The organism is Hydrogenophaga sp. (genome assembly GCF_035481345.1).
Taxonomy (GTDB): domain Bacteria; phylum Pseudomonadota; class Gammaproteobacteria; order Burkholderiales; family Burkholderiaceae_C; genus Hydrogenophaga.
This window is the reverse complement of the sequence record NZ_DATIGV010000149.1, coordinates 1-16942: the sequence shown is the minus strand read 5'-3', so window position 1 is coordinate 16942 and position 16942 is coordinate 1. Positions and strand designations below refer to the sequence as shown.

The following is a 16942-nucleotide window of genomic DNA, read 5'->3' as shown; positions in this document are numbered from 1 at the left end:
CCCATGGCCTGCTGCAGCCAGCGCGCGAACGCCGCGCACTCCCAGCGTTCCATCGTGCCCGTGCGCCAGCACAGGTAGTGCGCGTGCGGGCTGGGCACGCGGCGCGGGTACAGGGGCACCAGGGCGCCGCTGTCCAGCCAGGGCGCGGCCAGTTTGTAGCGCAGCAGGCCCACGCCCATGCCGGCGGCGGCGGCGTCGCACATCAGGCCGATGTCGTTGAACTGCGAGCCCTCGGCGGGTTCGGGCCAGTCCAGGTCGTGGGCGGCGAACCAGGTGCGCCAGGGCTCCAGCGGGCTGCGCAGCAGGGGCAGGCCTTCCAGGTCCTCGGGCGCCTCGAAGGGGCCGTGCTCGCGCGCGAAGGCCGGGGAGGCCATGGGCGAGACCTCGTCCTTGGCCAGCAGCAGGTGCTCCACGTCGGCGTAGCGGCCGGTGCCGAAGCGCACCATCAGGTCGGCGTCCTCGGCCACCACGTCCAACAGCGGGATGCTGACCTGCAGCGTGAGGTCGATCTCGGGGTAGGTGTCGCTGAACTGCTTCAGGCGCGGTAGCACCACCGAACGCGCGAAGGTGGGCGTGATGGCCAGGCGCAGTTTGCGCCGCCCGGGCGCGGCCTTCTGGCTCGGGAAGCGCTGCAGCGCGCCCAGGCCGTCGCGCACGTGCGTGAGGTACTCGATGCCGTCGGTGGTGAGCGAGAAATCGGCGCGGCCGAACAGCTTGGTGCCCAGGATTTCCTCGAGCTGGCGGATGCGGTGGCTCACCGCGCTGGGCGTGACGTTGAGCTCGTCGGCCGTCTGCGTGACGCTGCGCAGCCGCGCCAGGGCCTCGAAGGCCAGCAGGCACTGGATGGGCGGGATGCGCGCGGCGGTCGCCATGGCGTCACTTGAAGACGACGGTCTTGTGCCCGTTCAGCAGCACGCGGTGTTCGCCGTGCCACTTCACGGCGCGCGCCAGCACCTGGCTTTCGGTGTCGCGGCCCAGGGCGGTGAGGTCTTCGACCGTGTCGGTGTGGTCCACGCGCGCCACGTCCTGTTCGATGATGGGGCCCTCGTCGAGGTCGGCCGTCACGTAGTGGGCGGTGGCGCCGATCAGCTTCACGCCGCGGTCGTGCGCCTGGTAGTAGGGCTTGGCGCCCTTGAAGCTGGGCAGGAAGCTGTGGTGGATGTTGATGGCGCGGCCCGCGAGCTCGCGGCACAACTCGTTGGAGAGGATCTGCATGTAGCGCGCCAGCACCACCAGTTCGGCACCTTCGGCGCGGATGATCTCCAGCTGCTTCGCCTCCGCCTGTGCCTTGGTGGCCGCCGTGACCGGGATGTGGTGGAAGGGCACGTTGTAGCTGGCCGCGAGCTGGTAGAAGTCGCGGTGGTTGCTCACGATGGCGCGGATGTCCAGTGGCAGCAGGCCGCTCTTCCAGCGGAACAGCAGGTCGTTGAGGCAGTGGCCTTCCTTGCTCACGAAGAGCACGGTGCGCAGCGGCTGCGCCAGCGGGTGCAGGCCCCAGCGCATGCCGAAGGGCTCGGCGAAGGCGCCCAGGCGCTCGCGCAGCTCGGCCTGGCTCAATTGCGCGCAAGCGAATTGCACGCGCATGAAGAACAGCCCGGTGTCGTGGTCGTTGTACTGGGCCGCTTCCTCGATGTTGCCGCCGTGCTGGAACAGGAAACCGGAGACGGCGTGCACGATGCCGGGGCGGTCCTGGCAGGACAGGGTGAGGACGTAGGTGTTTTCCATGGCGGCGCGATTGTCGCAGGGTGGCCGCCAGTGGGTCCGGCGCGGGGTGGCGCAGTGGTGCCACCTCACAGGCGGGCGCGGTGCCAGAATGCCCGGATCATTGCCCGCCCAGGAGACGCCGCCATGGCCTACAACGACTTCAACATGGACAACCAGTGGTTGCCCTTCACGCCCAACCGCAGCTTCGCCAAGGATCCGCGCATCTTCGTGGCGGCCGACGGCATGCACTTCACCACGCACGACGGCCGCCAGGTCATCGACGGCATCTCCAGTCTGTGGTGCGTGGGCGCGGGCCACAACCGCCAGCCCATCAACGACGCCATCAAGCGGCAGCTGGACACCCTGGACTACGCCACCGCCTTCAGCGTGAGCAACGACAAGGCCTTTCGCGCGGCCGAGATGATCGCGGCGATGGCGCCGGGCGACCTGAACAAGGTGCTGTTCTGCAACTCGGGCAGCGAGGCGGCCGACACCTCGATGAAGGTGGCCCTGGCCTACCACCGCGCGCGCGGTGAAGGGCACCGCAATATCTTCATCGGCCGCGAGCGCGGCTACCACGGCGTGGGCTTCGGCGGCATGTCGGTGGGCGGCATTCCGGCCAACCGCAAGGTGTACGGCACCAGCCTGCTGCCGCGCGTGGACCACCTGCGCTTCATCCACGATCCGGTGAAGCACGCCTTCGTGCAGCACCAGGAGCCGGTGTGGGAGGAGGACATCCTGCTCGAGCTGGAGAACCGCATCCTGCCGCTGCACGACCCGAGCAACGTGGCGGCGGTCATCGTGGAACCCGTGGCCGGCAGCGCCGGCTGGTACGTGCCGCCCAAGGGTTACCTCAAGCGCCTGCGCGAGATCTGCGACAAGCACGGCATCCTGCTGATCTTCGACGAGGTCATCACCGGCTTCGGCCGCCTGGGCACGGCCTTCGGCGCCGACTGGTACGGCGTGCAGCCCGACATGCTCAACTTCGCCAAGTGCGTCACCAACGGCGTCATCCCCATGGGCGGCGTGGTGTGCAGCCAGCGCATCTACGACGCCATGATGGGCGCGCACGGCAACGCGCCGGACCACGCGATCGAGTTCTTCCACGGCTACACCTACTCGGGTCATCCGGTGGCCTGCGCGGCGGCCATCGCCACGCTGGAGCTGATGCAGAAGGAGCAACTCTTCGCGCGCGCCGGCCAGATGGGTCAGGTGCTCAGCGACGCGATGTTCAGCGCCATCAAGGGCCTGCCGAACGTCATCGGCATGCGCAGCCTGGGCCTGGCCTGCGCGGTGGAACTGGCGCCGCAGGCCGGCATGCCGGGCAAGCGCGCCTTCGACGTCTTCCTCGACTGCTTCCACCGCGGCGTGCTGGTGCGCAACGCGGGGGACAACCTGGTCTTTGCGCCGCCCTACATCGTGGAGCGCGAGCACATCGAGACCATGGTCTCGGTGCTGGCAGACGCCATCAAGCGCGTGTAGGGGAACACTCCCGCCGCGCTTCGCGCGACCCCCTCGAGGAGGCGGTGCCTGCGGCCCGGCCAAGCCGGTTCCGCGGCACCCTGGATGGAGCCCGCAACGCGCAGCGTCTCAGCGCTTGAAGCGCTCGCGCAGTTCGGCGCAGTGGTCGCGCGCGGGCAGGGCGGGCGTGGGCCACACCACGTCGCCGGGGGCGTCGGCACCAGCTTCCCCGGCGCGCGCCACCACCACACGGTGCGCCTGGCCGGCGGGCAGGTGCAAGGGCACGCCCAGGTCGGTGCGTACGTGGCCGTTGCCCGCGATCAGCAGCACCGTGCGGCCCGGCGCCAGGGCCTTGAGGGCGGTGTCGGCCAGCGAGCGGTCGCGCGCGAGCTGGATGCGCGTCATCGGCGCGATCTGGCTCTCGGGCAGCAGATCGCAGTGGCCTTGGCGCACGGCGGCGCGCTGGCCCTGCAGCGCCTGGGCGCTGACCGACCGGTCCAACTTGGCCTCGGCCATGACCTCACGCATCCGCGCGCGCGGCAGGTTGCCGCCGAACACCGGCACGCCCGCGCGCACGGCGGCCATCACCACCGGCCCGTAGTTCGGCCACGGCCAGTTCGCGCCCTGGTTCCAGGCCAGGGCCTCGCGCACGGCGTCCTCGCTGGCGTCGCGCGCCAGGGCGCGGGTGTCGCGGCCGGCCTCGGCCATCTCCATCACCACCGCGGCCAGTTCGCCGCGCGCGGCCAGGGCCTGCACCAGCTCGCGCTGCAATTGCTGGTGCTCGGGCGCGTCGTGCTGTTCGCCCACCAGCAGCAGCGGCGTGGGTTGGGTGCGCGCGAGCAGGGCGGGCAGATCCTTCGGGGGTGTCTGGGCGCAGGCCGCGAGCAGCAGCGCGAACAGGCCGGCGGCGGCGAGGGAATGGTTCATGCGTCGATACTACGGCCCCGTATCGGCGCCCTCCCGCGCGCCGCGTTCGATTTCTCCCGAGTGCCCTCTCTCCTGTCGCGCTTGGGGCCGGCGTCCTGGACGCGCACGGCCCTCACCCTCCTGCTCGCCTGCGCCGCCGCCCGCCTGTGCGTCTGGCTGGGCACGCCCATTCCCTGGATGATCGGGCCGCTGCTGGCCACGGCCCTGGTGTCGGTGCTGGGCGCCCCCACCGAGAGCTGGGCGCCGCTGCGCAACGCCGGGCAATGGGTGATCGGCGCGGCGCTGGGCCTGTACTTCACGCCCGAGGTGGGTGCGCTGGTCGCGAGCCTGTGGTGGGCCATCGTGATGGGCGTGGCCTGGGCATTGCTGCTGGGGCTGGGCTTCTCGGCCTGCCTGCGGCGCCTGCACGCGGCGCGCCTGAACCTGCCGTCCGCGCAGCTCATGGCCACCACGTATTTCGCGGGCGCCATCGGCGGCGCCTCCGAGATGACCCTGCTCGCCGAGCGCCAGCACGCGCGCACCGACCTGGTGGCCGCTGCGCACACCCTGCGCGTGCTGCTCGTCACCGTGACGATTCCCTTCGCCCTGCAGGCCGCGGGCGTGCACGGGCTGGACCTGCTGCCCCCGGCGGTGCGCGAGGTGCGCTGGGGTGGCCTGGCGCTGCTGGGCCTGCTCACCCTGGCGGGCGCGCTGGCCATGCAGCGCCTGGGCCGCGCCAACCCCTGGTTCATGGGCGCGCTGGTGGCGACGATGGTGATCACCCTCGCGGACGTGCAACTCTCGGCGCTGCCGTTGGCCTTCACGAACACGGCGCAGTTGTTCATCGGCATCAGCCTGGGCGTGCGCTTCACGCCGGCCTTCGCGCACACGGCGCCACGCTGGCTGGGTTCGGTGGCCGTGGCCACCTTCGCGATGATGGCCCTGTGCGCGGGTTTCGGCTGGTTGATGGCGCGGCTCACCGGCCTGCACCCCGTGACCATGCTGCTGGGCACCTCGCCCGGCGGCATCGCCGAGATGGCCATCACCGCCAAGGTGCTGCAACTGGGCGCGCCAGTGGTGACGGCCTTCCAGGTCTGCCGGCTGGTGGCGGTGCTGGTGTTGGCCGAACCGGTGTTCCGCTGGCGTTACGCGCGGACACAAAAAAGCCCGGCGTAGCCGGGCTTCGGGGTTGGGGTGTGTGGTGCGTTCAGTGCATCACGACCGGGTTCTGCGCGAGGGACGCATAGCCCTCCAGCGTGTTCTCCACCTCTTCCTGCGAGGGGCTGTTGCGCTGCCATTCCACGATCTGGGCCTGGAACATCTCGGCCCAGGAGCCATCGAGGTAGACCTCTTTGCCCGAGCGCTTGTCCACGATTTCGAAGCCATGGCGCGGGATCTGCGGCCCTTCGTCAACGGGCGCCTCGCCCTCCGCCGGCGCGTTGGCCAGGATGTGGACCACCGCGAAAGCTTCCGAGTCGTACAGCATGTGCATGGACTTGTGTTCCTTTCCGCCAAATACATCGGCGCTGGTGCCGTTATATCGGCAAATCGCGCTCCCACTGGAGCCGGACATGCCCCAAGTGGTGGCCCGGGGACATTTTTCAAGCAGGCTTGTGGCGTTTGACCAGCCACAGGTTCCGGGGTGCCCCTTGACTAGGGCAAACGGGCCAGCCGTTGGTCGGCCACGTCGCCCCCCGGCTGGGCGATGCGCAAGCGCACCGGGAGGTGGCCCAGGGCGGGCGCCAGCCACACCTCGACGGTGCTGTCGTGGGGCTTGCGCGGCGCGCGCTTGAGCAGCCGGGCCTCGATGTTGCCGGCGGGCAGGCGCAAGGTTTCCAGCGCGCCCACCTCGAATTGCCACACCTCCGCATCGCCCACGCCGGCCACCTGGAAGCTGAGCACGTCGCCGCTCTGGCGTGGCTGGGCGCGCATCAAGCCCGCGAGTTGCATGAACAGGCTCAGGCGGTCCTGTGCGCCGGGCAGCCACTCGGCCTCAGGCGCGTTGTTGCTGAAGCGGATGCGTTTGGCCTCGCGCTCGAAATGCGCGGCGCGTTCGCTGCTGCGCTTGTCGGCGAAGCGCACGGGGCGCAGGCCGTCGGGGCCCACGCTGCCTTCGCTGGTCTGCACGCGCTTGCCCAGCAGGGGCATGGCCAGTTCCATGCGGGCCTGGTAGTTCGAGCCTTCGCGGCGCCACGACAGGGTGCCGGTGGCGCGGTAGTCGAAGCCCTTGGCCTGGCCGAACACCTCGTAGTTCAGTTCGGTGGCGGGGGGCGGGTCGCTGGGAGGCGCGGTGTCCGCCGGAGCGGTCGCTGCGGCCGCTGGCTTGGGCGCGGGCGCCTGGGCGATCAGCAACGGCGCTTCAACCGGTGCGGGCGCCGCCTTGGCGGGCCGGCGCGCCGCTGGCGGCGCGGGCGGCGCGGGCGGGCGTTCCGCCGGGGCCCATTGCACGTGCGTCACGTCCATGGGTGGGGTCCGCTCGGCGTTGCGGGGCACCGGTGTCGCCGGTACGGGGCCGGCCGGGCTCGGCGCGGCCTGCACGGAGGACACGCCCAGCGGTCCGAGCACCGCCACGTGGGCCATCAGGACCCCAGCGCCCAGCCACAGCCATGTGCGGGGCGTGGGCCCCGGGTAGTCGTCGCTCGTCATCCGCCGTGGGACCGGACGGTCGGTTCGGGGTGCCCCAGATCGGCGCTGAGCCGACGGGCGGCGTCGCGCAAGGCGGTGGCGGGGACGCCGTCCCAGTCGGTGTCCAGCGTCGCCACCGAGCCCAGCACCACCATGGCCAGCACCATGCGGCCCTGCACGTCGAACACCGGGGCGCTGAAGCCGCCCACGCTGGCCTGCAGGCTGTGCACCACGCGCGCCACGCCACGTCGGCGCACCTCGTCGAGCATGTCGTTGACCTCCGCCATGGAGGTCGGCAGGTCCAGCGGCAGGGGGCCGTTGCGCGGCAGCTTCTTCAGGCGCGCGAGCTCCTCGCGGACCATCGGGCCGATGCGCTGGGCGTCGTGGCCTTCCTCGCCCATGAAGGCGGCGAAGCAGCGGCCGGTGGCCGAGGACAGCAGCGGCATCACGTCGCCCAGGCGCAGGGCCACGGGCACGGCCTGGGGGGCCTCCGTCCAGTGCACCATGGTGGGCCCCTGGTTACCCCACACGGCGATGGCCAGGGTGTGGCCGGTGAGCGGCAGCAGCGCGTCGATGCGCTCGCGCGCCAGCCGAACCGCGTCGATGCGCGAGAGGCTGGCCAGGCCCAGGCGCAGCGCGGCCGGGCCCAGGTCGTAGCGGGTGGTGGCGGTGTCCTGCGTGACCAGGCCCAGGCGCTGGAAGCTCACCAGGTAGCGGTGCGCCTTGGCCGCGCTCATGCCGGCGTCGGCGGCCAGGTCGCGCAGCATCAGCGCCCCGCTGGCCCGCGACAGGGCATTGAGGAGTTCGAAGCCGACCTCGACCGACTGGATGCCCGCGCGTTGCGGTTCGCTGTCGTCGCTCGCGTCTGCGGGGCTTTGGTCTAGAATCTCGCTCTTACGCATAGGTTAATGGATTTCACTATCCGTAATTATCGCCCCAAAGCCCCCGGGGCATCCATCCACTCAAGAGGCAGCAGGAGATACGCATGAAACTCGCCACCTACAAGGACGGCTCGCGCGACGGACAACTGGTGGTGGTGTCGCGCGACCTGAGCTCGGCCCATTATGCGACCGGCATCGCGAACACCCTGCAGCAGGCCCTGGACGACTGGAACTTCATCAGCCCCCAGTTGCAGGACCTGTACGTCACCCTGAACCAGGGCAAGGCGCGCCACGCTTTTCCGTTCGATCCCGCCATGTGCATGGCGCCGCTGCCGCGCGCCTTCCAGTGGGCCGACGGCTCGGCGTACATCAACCACGTCGAGCTGGTGCGCGCCGCGCGCAATTCCGAGGTGCCGCACAGCTTTTACGAAGACCCGCTGATGTACCAGGGCGGCAGCGACGACTTCATCGGACCGCAGGACGACGTGGTGGTGCCCAGCGAGGACTACGGCATCGACTTCGAGGCCGAGATCGCCGTCGTCACCGGTGACGTGCCGATGTGCGTGACGCCCGAGCAGGCGCTCGACGGCATTCGCCTGGTGATGCTGGCCAATGACGTGTCGCTGCGCAACCTGATCCCGGCGGAGCTGGCCAAGGGCTTCGGTTTCTTCCAGAGCAAGCCCGCCACCGCCTTCAGCCCCGTGGCCGTGACGCCCGACGAGCTGGGTGACGCCTGGCAGGGCGGGCGGGTGCACCTCACGCTGCAGAGCACCTGGAACGGCCGCAAGGTCGGCATGTGCGAGGCCGGTCCCGAGATGACCTTCCACTTCGGCCAGCTCATCGCGCACATCGGCAAGACGCGCAACGTGCGCGCCGGCTCCATCGTGGGCAGCGGCACGGTGAGCAACAAGTCGGTCACGGTGGACGGACGCCAGGAATGGCCCAAGGGCTACAGCTGCATCGCCGAGAAGCGCGCGATCGAGACCATCCTCGACGGCAAGCCGTCCACCGCCTTCATGAAGTTCGGCGACACCATCCGCATCGAGATGAAGGGCAAGGACGGGCAGTCCATCTTTGGCGCGATCGACCAGAAGATCGCGCCCTTGAACAAGGCCTGAGGCCCGTCGCCGCGGCCTGCGCGGGCCGCTATTCGGCGCTCGCCTGGCAACCCACGCAGCGCTCGGCCGTGGGCTGCGCGTGCAGCCGTGCCGTGGGAATTCGCACGCCGCATTGCAGGCACAAGCCGTAGCTGCCGTCGGCGATGCGTTGCAGGGCGCGCTCGATGGCCAGCAACTCGGCGGCTTCGCGCTCGCCAAGTTCCGTGCCGAGGTCGAAGGCCTCGTTGCGGTTCATTCCGTCTTCGTCGGCGCGTTCGCGCTTATCGGCCGCCACGTCGGCGCGGCTGCGGGCGCCGCCGCGCTGCGCCTGCAGGCGCGCCTGCAACTCGCGCTGTCGGGCGCGCAACTGAAGCTCGAAGGTGTCGGAAATGGGGGTGCTCATGGGGCCTCCTGCTGTGCCGGCATCTTGCTGTCCCGCTGGGCTGAGGTGCTTGACCCAGGTCAAGCACAATCGATCGCTTCACGGCGACACGACAACGAGGAGACCCGCATGAGCCAGACCATCGACTACAGCCGCTACCAGACCCTGGAGATCAGCCGCCGCGGCCCGCCGGTGAACGGCACGCCCAGCGTGCTCGACATCCGCATGCGCGCCGACGGCCCCGGGGGCAACGGCAAGCTGCCCACCGCCGGCCACGAAGGCCACTGGGAGCTGAGCGAGATCTGGCGCGACGTGGGCCGCGACGACAGCGTGCGCGCGGCCGTGCTGCGCGGCAGCGGCATGGGCTTCTCGGGCGGTGGGGATCTGGCCCTGGTGCAGGACATGGCCACCGACTTCGAGGTGCGCTCGCGCGTGTGGAAGGAAGCGCGCGACCTGGTCTACAACGTCATCAACTGCGACAAGCCCATCGTCAGCGCCATGCACGGCCCGGCCGTGGGCGCGGGCCTGGTGGCCGGCCTGCTGGCCGACATCTCCATCGCCGCGCGCAGCGCCAAGATCGTCGACGGCCACACGCGCCTGGGCGTGGCGGCGGGCGATCACGCGGCCATCGTCTGGCCGCTGCTGTGCGGCATGGCCAAGGCCAAGTACTACCTGATGCTGTGCGACGCCGTGAGCGGCGAAGAGGCCGAGCGCATCGGCCTGGTGTCGCTGGTGGTGGACGATGAGCAACTGCTGGACAAGGCCTACGAGGTGGCCGATCGGCTCGCCAGCGGCAGCGCCAGCGCGATTCGCTGGACCAAGTACTCGCTCAACAACTGGCTGCGCCAGGCCGGCCCGAGCTTCGACACCTCGCTCGCGCTGGAATTCATGGGTTTCGCGGGGCCCGACGTGCGCGAAGGTGTGGCATCCTTGCGCGAGCGCCGCGCGCCGCGCTACGGCGTCGACGGCTGATCCCGGCAATCCTTCGAGGAGCAGGCAATGAGCGATCCGTCCGCCAGCGGCTTTGGCAAGTTCGTGCCGGGCTTCGACTTTCTGCAGGGCCTGGCCACGCAGGCCGCCGGTGGCATCGCGCAGGGCATCGGCCAGAACATCCCGCAACTGCCCAACCTCAGCCACTGGATCGCGCCCACCTTCAACGTCGAGGAACTCGAGAAGCGCATCGAGGAGCTCAAGGCGGTGCATTACTGGCTGGACCAGAACGCCAAGGCCCTGGGTGCCACCATCCAGGCGCTGGAGGTGCAGAAGATGACCCTGTCCACGCTGAAGACCATGAATTTCAGCATGGGCGACGTGGCCAACGCGCTCAAGCTCAAGACGGCCGAGGTGGCCGCCAAAGGCAACCAGTTTGCGGGGCTGGAGGTGCCACCGCGCACCTATGGCACCACCGCCGCGGCACCGGCACCGGCACCGGCGCGGCGCAAGCCGGCTGCAAGGAAGAAGGCGGTGGCCGACAAAGCCGGTGCTGCCCCCGCAGCGGCCGCGGGCGTGGTCGACCCGCTGCAATGGTGGGGTGCGCTGTCGCAGCAGTTTCAGCAGATCGCCGCGAACGCGCTGAAGGACGCCGCCAAACAGGGCGCGCTGGACACCACGCGGCAGGTGGCCACGGGCCTCACGGATGCCGCGGTGAAAACCGCCACTGGCCTGGCTGGCCAGGCGGCGCGGTCGGCCGCCGGCACCGTGGGCCGGGGCGTGGGCGCGGCGACGGGCGTGGGCCGCGCAGCGGCGCGCGCGGTGTCGTCGGGCAACAAGACCGCGCCCGCCAAGAAGCGCCCGCCCCGTCGACAGCCACGCGACAAACGCGTTTGAACCCCGCGAGCCCGCAGGGCTCGAAGACCGCATGAAACGTTTTCCCCAGGCGCACGCCACCCATCCGCAATGGCGCATGGCCGCGGCCATGGTCGTGGCGCAACTGCGCGCGCAGATGGCCCTGCCCGACCATGCGCAGCAGCCCTCGCTGGGCCTGCTCTACATCACCGACCACTACGCCGACGACGCACGGGCCGTGCTGGAGTGCGTGAGCGCCGAATTGCCCGAGGTGACCGACTGGGCCGGCACCGTGGGCGTGGGCGTGTCCGCCAGCAACGTGGAGTACTTCGACGAACCCGCGCTGTCGGTGATGTTGTGCGACCTCAGCCCCGACCAGTACCGCGTGTTCAGCGGCGTTGCGCCGCTGTCGGCCAGCGGGCGGGCCGAGGGCGGCGACGGTTTTGTCGCGCACACCGCGCTGGTGCACGCCGACGCCGGCACGCCCGAGGTGGGCGAGCTGATCGCCGAAATGGCCGACCGCACGGGCAGCGGCTACCTGTTCGGCGGGCTGGCAGGCAGCCGCGGCCCCACCGTGCAGTTCGCGCTGGGCAGCGCCGGCAACATCAGCGGCCACGGCGCCGCCAGCGGCGTGTTCCACGGCGGGCTCAGCGGCGTCGCCTTCGGGCGCGAGGTGGGCATCGTCTCGCGCGTCACGCAGGGCGCGCAGCCCATCGCGGCGACCCACGTGGTGACCGAATCCGAAGGCCACCTCGTGATGCGTCTGGACGGCGAACCCGCGCTCGACGTGCTGCTGCGCGAACTGGACATCTCGCTCGACCACCCCGAACACGCGATGTCGCGCCTGCGGCAGACGCTGGTGGGCCTGACGCGGCCGGGCCCGGACGGGGCCACGGCGTGGAGCGACAGCGCGCACCGGCGCGGCGCCTTCGGGCACGAGGTGATCGTGCGCCACATCATCGGCCTGGACCCGGTGCGCCGGGGCGTGGCCATCGCCGAGCTGGCGCCGCAGGGCTCGCGCCTGGCGTTCTGCGAGCGCCACGTGCAAGCGGCGCGCGCCGACCTCATGCGCGTGTGCGCCGAGGTGCGCGAGGAACTGGAGCCCGAGGAACTGCTGTTCGGTGCCGCTGGCCCGGGCGACGTGGACACGGCGCCGAAGCCGGCGCGCGCCATCGCGGGCGCGGTGTACGTGAGTTGCGCCGGCCGGGGCGGGCCGCACTTCGGCGGGCCGAGCGCCGAGCTGCAGATCGTGCGCCACGCGCTGGGCGACGTGCCGCTGGTGGGCTTTTTTGCCGGCGGCGAGATCGCCCACCACCGGCTCTATGGCTACACGGGCGTGCTCACGGTGTTCGTGCGCGAGGCCTGAGGGGCTGCAATCAGCGGCGCTGGCGCGCGCGCTCCAAGGCGCGTTGCGCGTCGTCCGGCGTCATGCCGTAACCATCGGCGAAAGCCGCCACGCTCAAGCCGCTGGCTTCGAAGGCGCGCAGCAGCGCGGCTTCGCGCGCGATGCGCGCGCTGGCCTTGTCCAGCGCGGCCTCGGTGGCCGCGTTGATCGCTTCGTCGCGCCCGCGCACCAGGGTGGCGTAGGCCTCGCGGCCCAGGCCGCTGGTCTCGAAGGCGCGCGCGATGCGCTGGCGCAGTTGCGGGCCCATGTCCTCGGGGCTGCGCGCCTGGCGGCGGCGAAACACCTCCACGATGGCGTGGTGGCGTTGCTCGGGGGCCACCACCTCCACCGTTTCGCCTTGCAGGTTGCGGCGCGGCTGGCCCGAGGCCACGGCGTTCAGGTAGCGCGTGCTGCGCGTGTGGATGCCCAGCGCGGCCTTCAGCGCCTCGCCGTCCAGCTCACCGTGCGCGGCCAGCAGGTCCTCGTAGATGCCGCGCTTGAGCGGGCGCGGCTCGTCGCCGAACAGGGCGGGGTGCCATTCGGCCAGTTGGGTCAGCAGCGGGTGGCGCGGAGCGGAAGGGGCCTTGGGCGCCTTGGGGCCCTGGCGTGGGCGCCGGGGCTGGGGTCGGGTGTCGTTCATGCAGGGGTCGGTTCGACGGGCAAGCCCGCGATCATGCCAGCGATCCAGTGCCGGCGGCGCCGGCCGAGCGGGGGATGCGGCTAGCGGCGCAGGTGGGTAAAGGCTTCGAACTCCCAACTGCGCATGGCCAGCACCAGCGTGTAGCCCTCGCGGTCCTTCTCGGCGATTTTCTGGTCGGTCTGGTGCTGCTGCGCGAAGTCCTGCGCGACGCGCTGCAGGCGTTCCAGAAACAGCGGCGCCAGCGTGCGGCTCACCGAACCGTGCACCAGCATCAGGCCTTCGCCGGGGCCGTCGAAGCCGCCCGCGAAGTAGTCCAGCAGCGCGTGCTCGCGGAAGAAATTCATCACCGGGCCGTGCGGGCGCCAGCGGAATGTCTTGGCGAGCTTGAGGCGGTAGCGGTTGAGCGGTCGCAGCTCGATGATGCCAATGCGGTCGAGCTGGGCCAGGTACTTCACGCATTCCGCCTCGCCGAGCCGGTAGGTGGCGCCCATCTGCTCCACCGTCCACTGGCTGAGCACGCAGATGGCCACCAGCAGCAGCTTCTTGTCGGCCACCACCGCGCGCTCCTGCGCGGAGGTGAGTTCGGTCACCAGCGGTTGCGCGTCGGCCACGCGGCGCGAGAGCTCGGCGAAATCGAGCTTGAGGGCGCGGCAGATGGCGTCGATGCGCGAAAGCGACATGTCGCCCTTGGCCAGCATGCGCTTGACGCTGGATTCGGCCATGCCCATGGCGCGCGCGAGGTCGGCGTAGGTCATGTGCGCGGACTTGAGCTCGCGTTTGATGGCGGTGATGAGGTCGGCGGTGGTGCTCATGGGGCTCGGGGTATCGAAATCCGATACCTTGCATGATGCCACCCGATTCCGTATCGAAATCCGCCCGCCCGCCGATGGCCCGAGGCAGAATCCGCCGCGCGCCGCCCCGGCGCCCATCCGAGGAGGAGAAGACATGACCACCGCCACCTTGCCGTCGGACACCGGCACCGAGCCACAGGCCCAGGGACACAACCAGTTCGCCCTGCTGCGGCAGCGCCGCTTCGCGCCCTTCTTCTGGACGCAGTTCCTCGGCGCCGCGAACGACAACCTGTTCAAGTTCGCCTTCACCGTGCTCGTCACCTACCAGTTGCAGATCGCCTGGCTGCCCGCCAGCCTGGCCGGCCTGGTGATCGGCGCGCTCTTCATCCTGCCCTTCCTGCTGTTCTCGGCCACCAGCGGCCAACTCGCCGACAAGCTCGAGAAGCGCTCGCTCATGGTCTTCGTCAAGCGGCTGGAGATCGGCATCATGGCGCTGGCGGCCTGGGGCTTCTTTGGCCAGCACATCGTGGTGCTGCTGGCCTGCACCTTCCTGATGGGCCTGCACTCCACGCTGTTTGGCCCGGTGAAGTTCGCCTACCTGCCGCAGCACCTGGGCGAGCGCGAGCTCACCGGTGGCAACGGCATGGTGGAGATGGGCACCTTCGTGGCCATTCTGCTGGGCAACGTGGCTGGCGGCCTGATCATCGCCGTGCCCGAGATCGGCGCGCACCACGTGGGCTTCGCCTGCGTGGGGCTGGCGCTGCTGGGCCGCCTGGCGTCGCATTACGTGCCGCCCACGCCCGCCACCGACCCGGGCCTGGTCATCAACTGGAACCCGGTCACCGAGACCTGGCGCAACCTGAAACTCGCTTACGGCAACACGGTGGTGTTCCGCTCGGTGCTGGGCATCAGCTGGATGTGGTTCTTCGGTGCGGTGTTCCTGAGCCTGTTCCCCGCCTTCGCGCGCGACGTGCTGCACGGCAACGAGCAGGTGGCCTCGCTGCTGCTGGTGGTGTTCTCGGTGGGCATCGGCGTCGGCTCACTGCTGTGCGAGGTGCTGTCGCGTCGGCACGTGGAGATCGGCCTGGTGCCGCTGGGCGCCATCGGCATGAGCGTGTTCGCGATCGACCTGTACTTCGCCACACGTGGTCTGCCGCCGGCCGAGCGGATGGCGCTGGGCGCCTTCCTGGCGGCCCCGGCGCACGCGCGCGTGCTGATCGACCTGGCGCTGCTGAGCCTGTTCGCCGGCCTGTACAGCGTGCCCATGTACGCGCTCATCCAGATGCGTTGCCAGCCGACGCACCGCGCGCGGATCATCGCGGCCAACAACATCCTCAACGCGCTGTTCATGATCGCCAGTGCGGTGGTGGCCGGTGCCTTGCTGCAACTGGGTTTCACCATCCCGCAGATGTTCCTGGTGGTGGGCCTGGCGAACGCGGTGGTGGCGTTCTACATCTTCATGCTCGTGCCCGAGTACCTGTTGCGCTTCGTGGCCTGGGTGGCCTCGCGCCTGGTGTACCGCTTCAAGGTGCGGGGCGATGAGCACATTCCCACCGAGGGCTCGGCGGTGCTGGTGTGCAACCACGTGAGCTTCGTGGACGCGGTGCTGATCATGGCCGCGAGCCCGCGCCCGATCCGTTTCCTGATGGACCACCGCATCTTCCGCCAGCCGCTGCTGGGCGGGCTGTTCCGCCTGGCCAAGGCGATCCCGATCGCCCCGCAGGGCGAGGACCCCGAGGCCTACGAGGCCGCGTTCGATCGTGCCGCGCAGGCGCTGCGCGAGGGCGAGCTGCTGGCGATCTTTCCAGAGGGCGGCATCACGCGCGACGGCCAGTTGCAGGCCTTCAAGGGCGGCGTCGTCAAGATCCTCGACCGCGCCCGCGCCGACGGCCTGGCGGTGCCCGTGATCCCCATGGGCCTGACCAACCTGTGGGGCTCGTTCTTCAGCCGCATCGAGGAGCGCCGGGGCGAGCGCGTGGCCATGGTGCGGCCGTTCCGGCGCGGCCTGTTCAACCGCGTGGGTCTGAACGTGGGCGCGCCGGTGGGCGCCGAGGGCGCCACGCCCGAGGGGCTGCGCGAGCGGGTCGCGGCGCTGCTGGTTTGAGCCTCAGCCCTCCAGAATGGAGCGCAGGGCGCTGGGCTCGACGGGTTTGTGCAGGAGAGGGAAGCCGAGCTCGCAGGCCTCCTGTATGCGCTGTGGGGAGGTGTCGCCGGTGAGGATGTAGGTGGGCACGGGAGAAGGCAGGCAGGCGTGCACGGCGGCAATGGCCTGCATGGCGGTCATGTTGCCGCCCAGGCGGTAATCGGAGAGCAGCAGGTCGATCTCGTGGGCGTGCTCGATGGCCAGCACGACGGCTTGATCGGCGGAGTTGGCGCACCAGACCCGATGGCCCCAGACCTGCAGCAGCTGCTGCATGCCCATGAGCACCTGCTCCTCATCGTCGATGACGAGCACGCGGCGCGCGCCCGGGGCGAGGGCGGCGCAGGCGGTGAGGTCCTCGGTGCGCGCGGGGCGCGCCTGCTCGGCAGGGGGTGTGGCGCGCGGCACGGTGATGGAGAACATGGAGCCTTGCCCGGGCGCGGAGTGCACGCGCAGCGGGGCGCCGATCAGGCGGGCGGAGCGCTTGACGATGGACAGGCCCAGGCCCAGGCCATGGGGCTCGTTGCGCCGGCTGCGGGCGGGGTCGATCTGATAGAACTCCTCGAAGATGGCCTCGAGTTGCTCGGGGGCGATGCCGATGCCCTGGTCCCAGACCTGTATCTCCACGTGCTGGGGGCGCGCGCGCACGCCCAGCAGCACGCGCCCGCGCTGGGTGTAGCGGATGGCGTTGGACATGAGGTTGGAGAGGATGCGGCGCAGCACGGTGGCGTCGGTGCGCACCCAGGCCGAGGAGGCGGCCACGTGCAGGTACAGGCCCTTCTCGTGGGCGAGGTCGGCGAACTCCTGGTCGAGCTCGATGAAGAGCTGGGCCAGCGGCAGCGGGGCGAGTTCGACCTGCACGGCGTTGGCGTCCAGGCGGGAGACGTCCAGCAGCATGTTGAGCAGTTGGCCCAGGCCGTCCAGGGAGGCCTGCATGCGCCGGCAGATCTGGGCGAGGTCGGCGTTGGGGATGCGGGGGGACTGGGCCATGGCGCGCAGGGCGGTGAGGAACAGGCCCAGGGCGTGGATGGGCTGGCGCAGGTCGTGGCTGGCGGCGGCCAGGAAGACGGACTTGGCGCGGTCGGCGGCCTCGGCGCGGTCCTTCTGGGAGCGCAGATCTTCGATGAGGGTGTGGATGCGCGCCTG

The 16942-nt window shown here is 70.5% G+C and carries 17 protein-coding genes; 7 read left to right on the top strand and 10 right to left on the bottom strand.

What is annotated here, in order from left to right:
* Together VLG41_RS15620 and purU are read right to left on the bottom strand one after the other, a co-directional pair.
* On the bottom strand, positions 1-872 hold an 872-nt coding region (locus VLG41_RS15620), incomplete at its 3' end, for a LysR substrate-binding domain-containing protein (protein ID WP_325350317.1).
* A 4-nt stretch (positions 873-876) separates the two neighbouring features.
* Positions 877-1725, bottom strand: a complete 849-nt coding sequence (purU, locus tag VLG41_RS15615) for a formyltetrahydrofolate deformylase (protein ID WP_325350316.1) — start codon at positions 1723-1725, stop codon at positions 877-879.
* Positions 1726-1848: 123 nt separating this feature from the next.
* Here purU and VLG41_RS15610 point away from each other — a divergent pair, with 123 nt between their 5' ends.
* On the top strand, positions 1849-3186 hold the full coding sequence (locus VLG41_RS15610; RefSeq protein ID WP_325350315.1) for an aminotransferase class III-fold pyridoxal phosphate-dependent enzyme: 1338 nt from the start codon (positions 1849-1851) through the stop codon (positions 3184-3186).
* Positions 3187-3294: 108 nt separating this feature from the next.
* On the opposite strand, the gene VLG41_RS15605 is transcribed toward VLG41_RS15610, so the two are convergent.
* Positions 3295-4092, bottom strand: coding sequence for a ChaN family lipoprotein (locus VLG41_RS15605; RefSeq protein WP_325350314.1), 798 nt, complete (start codon positions 4090-4092; stop codon positions 3295-3297).
* A gap of 21 nt (positions 4093-4113) precedes the next feature.
* Between VLG41_RS15605 and VLG41_RS15600 the strand changes: the two genes are divergently transcribed.
* On the top strand, positions 4114-5247 hold the full coding sequence (locus VLG41_RS15600; protein ID WP_325350318.1) for an AbrB family transcriptional regulator: 1134 nt from the start codon (positions 4114-4116) through the stop codon (positions 5245-5247).
* A 31-nt stretch (positions 5248-5278) separates the two neighbouring features.
* Here VLG41_RS15600 and VLG41_RS15595 read toward each other — a convergent pair whose 3' ends face one another.
* From VLG41_RS15595 to VLG41_RS15585, 3 genes are all read right to left on the bottom strand, one after another.
* Positions 5279-5563 carry a BTH_I0359 family protein gene (locus tag VLG41_RS15595; RefSeq protein ID WP_325350313.1) on the bottom strand — a complete coding sequence of 95 codons (285 nt, stop codon included), beginning with the start codon at positions 5561-5563 and terminating at the stop codon, positions 5279-5281.
* Positions 5564-5724: 161 nt separating this feature from the next.
* A complete protein-coding gene (locus VLG41_RS15590; protein WP_325350312.1) occupies positions 5725-6651 on the bottom strand; it encodes a DUF3108 domain-containing protein in 927 nt (308 codons plus the stop codon).
* A 62-nt stretch (positions 6652-6713) separates the two neighbouring features.
* Positions 6714-7598 (bottom strand): IclR family transcriptional regulator, encoded by an 885-nt coding sequence (locus VLG41_RS15585; RefSeq protein WP_325350311.1) that lies wholly within the window; start codon positions 7596-7598, stop codon positions 6714-6716.
* An 83-nt stretch (positions 7599-7681) separates the two neighbouring features.
* Between VLG41_RS15585 and VLG41_RS15580 the strand changes: the two genes are divergently transcribed.
* Entirely contained in the window at positions 7682-8695 is a 1014-nt protein-coding gene (locus VLG41_RS15580) for a fumarylacetoacetate hydrolase family protein (protein ID WP_325350310.1), read from the top strand.
* 28 nt (positions 8696-8723) lie between these two features.
* Here the strand turns inward: VLG41_RS15580 and VLG41_RS15575 are convergent, their stop codons facing one another.
* Positions 8724-9077, bottom strand: coding sequence for a TraR/DksA family transcriptional regulator (locus tag VLG41_RS15575; RefSeq protein ID WP_325350309.1), 354 nt, complete (start codon positions 9075-9077; stop codon positions 8724-8726).
* Positions 9078-9185: 108 nt separating this feature from the next.
* On the opposite strand from VLG41_RS15575, the gene VLG41_RS15570 reads away from it, so the two are divergent.
* The 3 genes from VLG41_RS15570 to VLG41_RS15560 are packed head-to-tail and all read left to right on the top strand — an operon-like array spanning position 9186 to position 12207.
* A complete protein-coding gene (locus VLG41_RS15570; protein WP_325350308.1) occupies positions 9186-10028 on the top strand; it encodes an enoyl-CoA hydratase/isomerase family protein in 843 nt (280 codons plus the stop codon).
* A gap of 27 nt (positions 10029-10055) precedes the next feature.
* The gene (locus VLG41_RS15565; protein ID WP_325350307.1) at positions 10056-10883 is read left to right on the top strand and encodes a PhaM family polyhydroxyalkanoate granule multifunctional regulatory protein; all 828 of its coding nucleotides are present in this window, start codon (positions 10056-10058) and stop codon (positions 10881-10883) included.
* 31 nt (positions 10884-10914) lie between these two features.
* Positions 10915-12207, top strand: coding sequence for an FIST signal transduction protein (locus VLG41_RS15560; protein ID WP_325350306.1), 1293 nt, complete (start codon positions 10915-10917; stop codon positions 12205-12207).
* A gap of 10 nt (positions 12208-12217) precedes the next feature.
* Here the strand turns inward: VLG41_RS15560 and VLG41_RS15555 are convergent, their stop codons facing one another.
* Positions 12218-12865: a ProQ/FINO family protein gene (locus tag VLG41_RS15555; protein ID WP_325350305.1), complete on the bottom strand. Its 648-nt coding sequence runs from the start codon at positions 12863-12865 to the stop codon at positions 12218-12220.
* Positions 12866-12945: 80 nt separating this feature from the next.
* Positions 12946-13677 (bottom strand): helix-turn-helix transcriptional regulator, encoded by a 732-nt coding sequence (locus tag VLG41_RS15550; protein WP_325350304.1) that lies wholly within the window; start codon positions 13675-13677, stop codon positions 12946-12948.
* A gap of 133 nt (positions 13678-13810) precedes the next feature.
* Between VLG41_RS15550 and VLG41_RS15545 the strand changes: the two genes are divergently transcribed.
* Positions 13811-15760 carry an MFS transporter gene (locus tag VLG41_RS15545; protein ID WP_325350303.1) on the top strand — a complete coding sequence of 650 codons (1950 nt, stop codon included), beginning with the start codon at positions 13811-13813 and terminating at the stop codon, positions 15758-15760.
* A gap of 3 nt (positions 15761-15763) precedes the next feature.
* Here the strand turns inward: VLG41_RS15545 and VLG41_RS15540 are convergent.
* The coding region (locus VLG41_RS15540) for a hybrid sensor histidine kinase/response regulator (protein WP_325350302.1) at positions 15764-16942 on the bottom strand (1179 nt) is incomplete at its 5' end.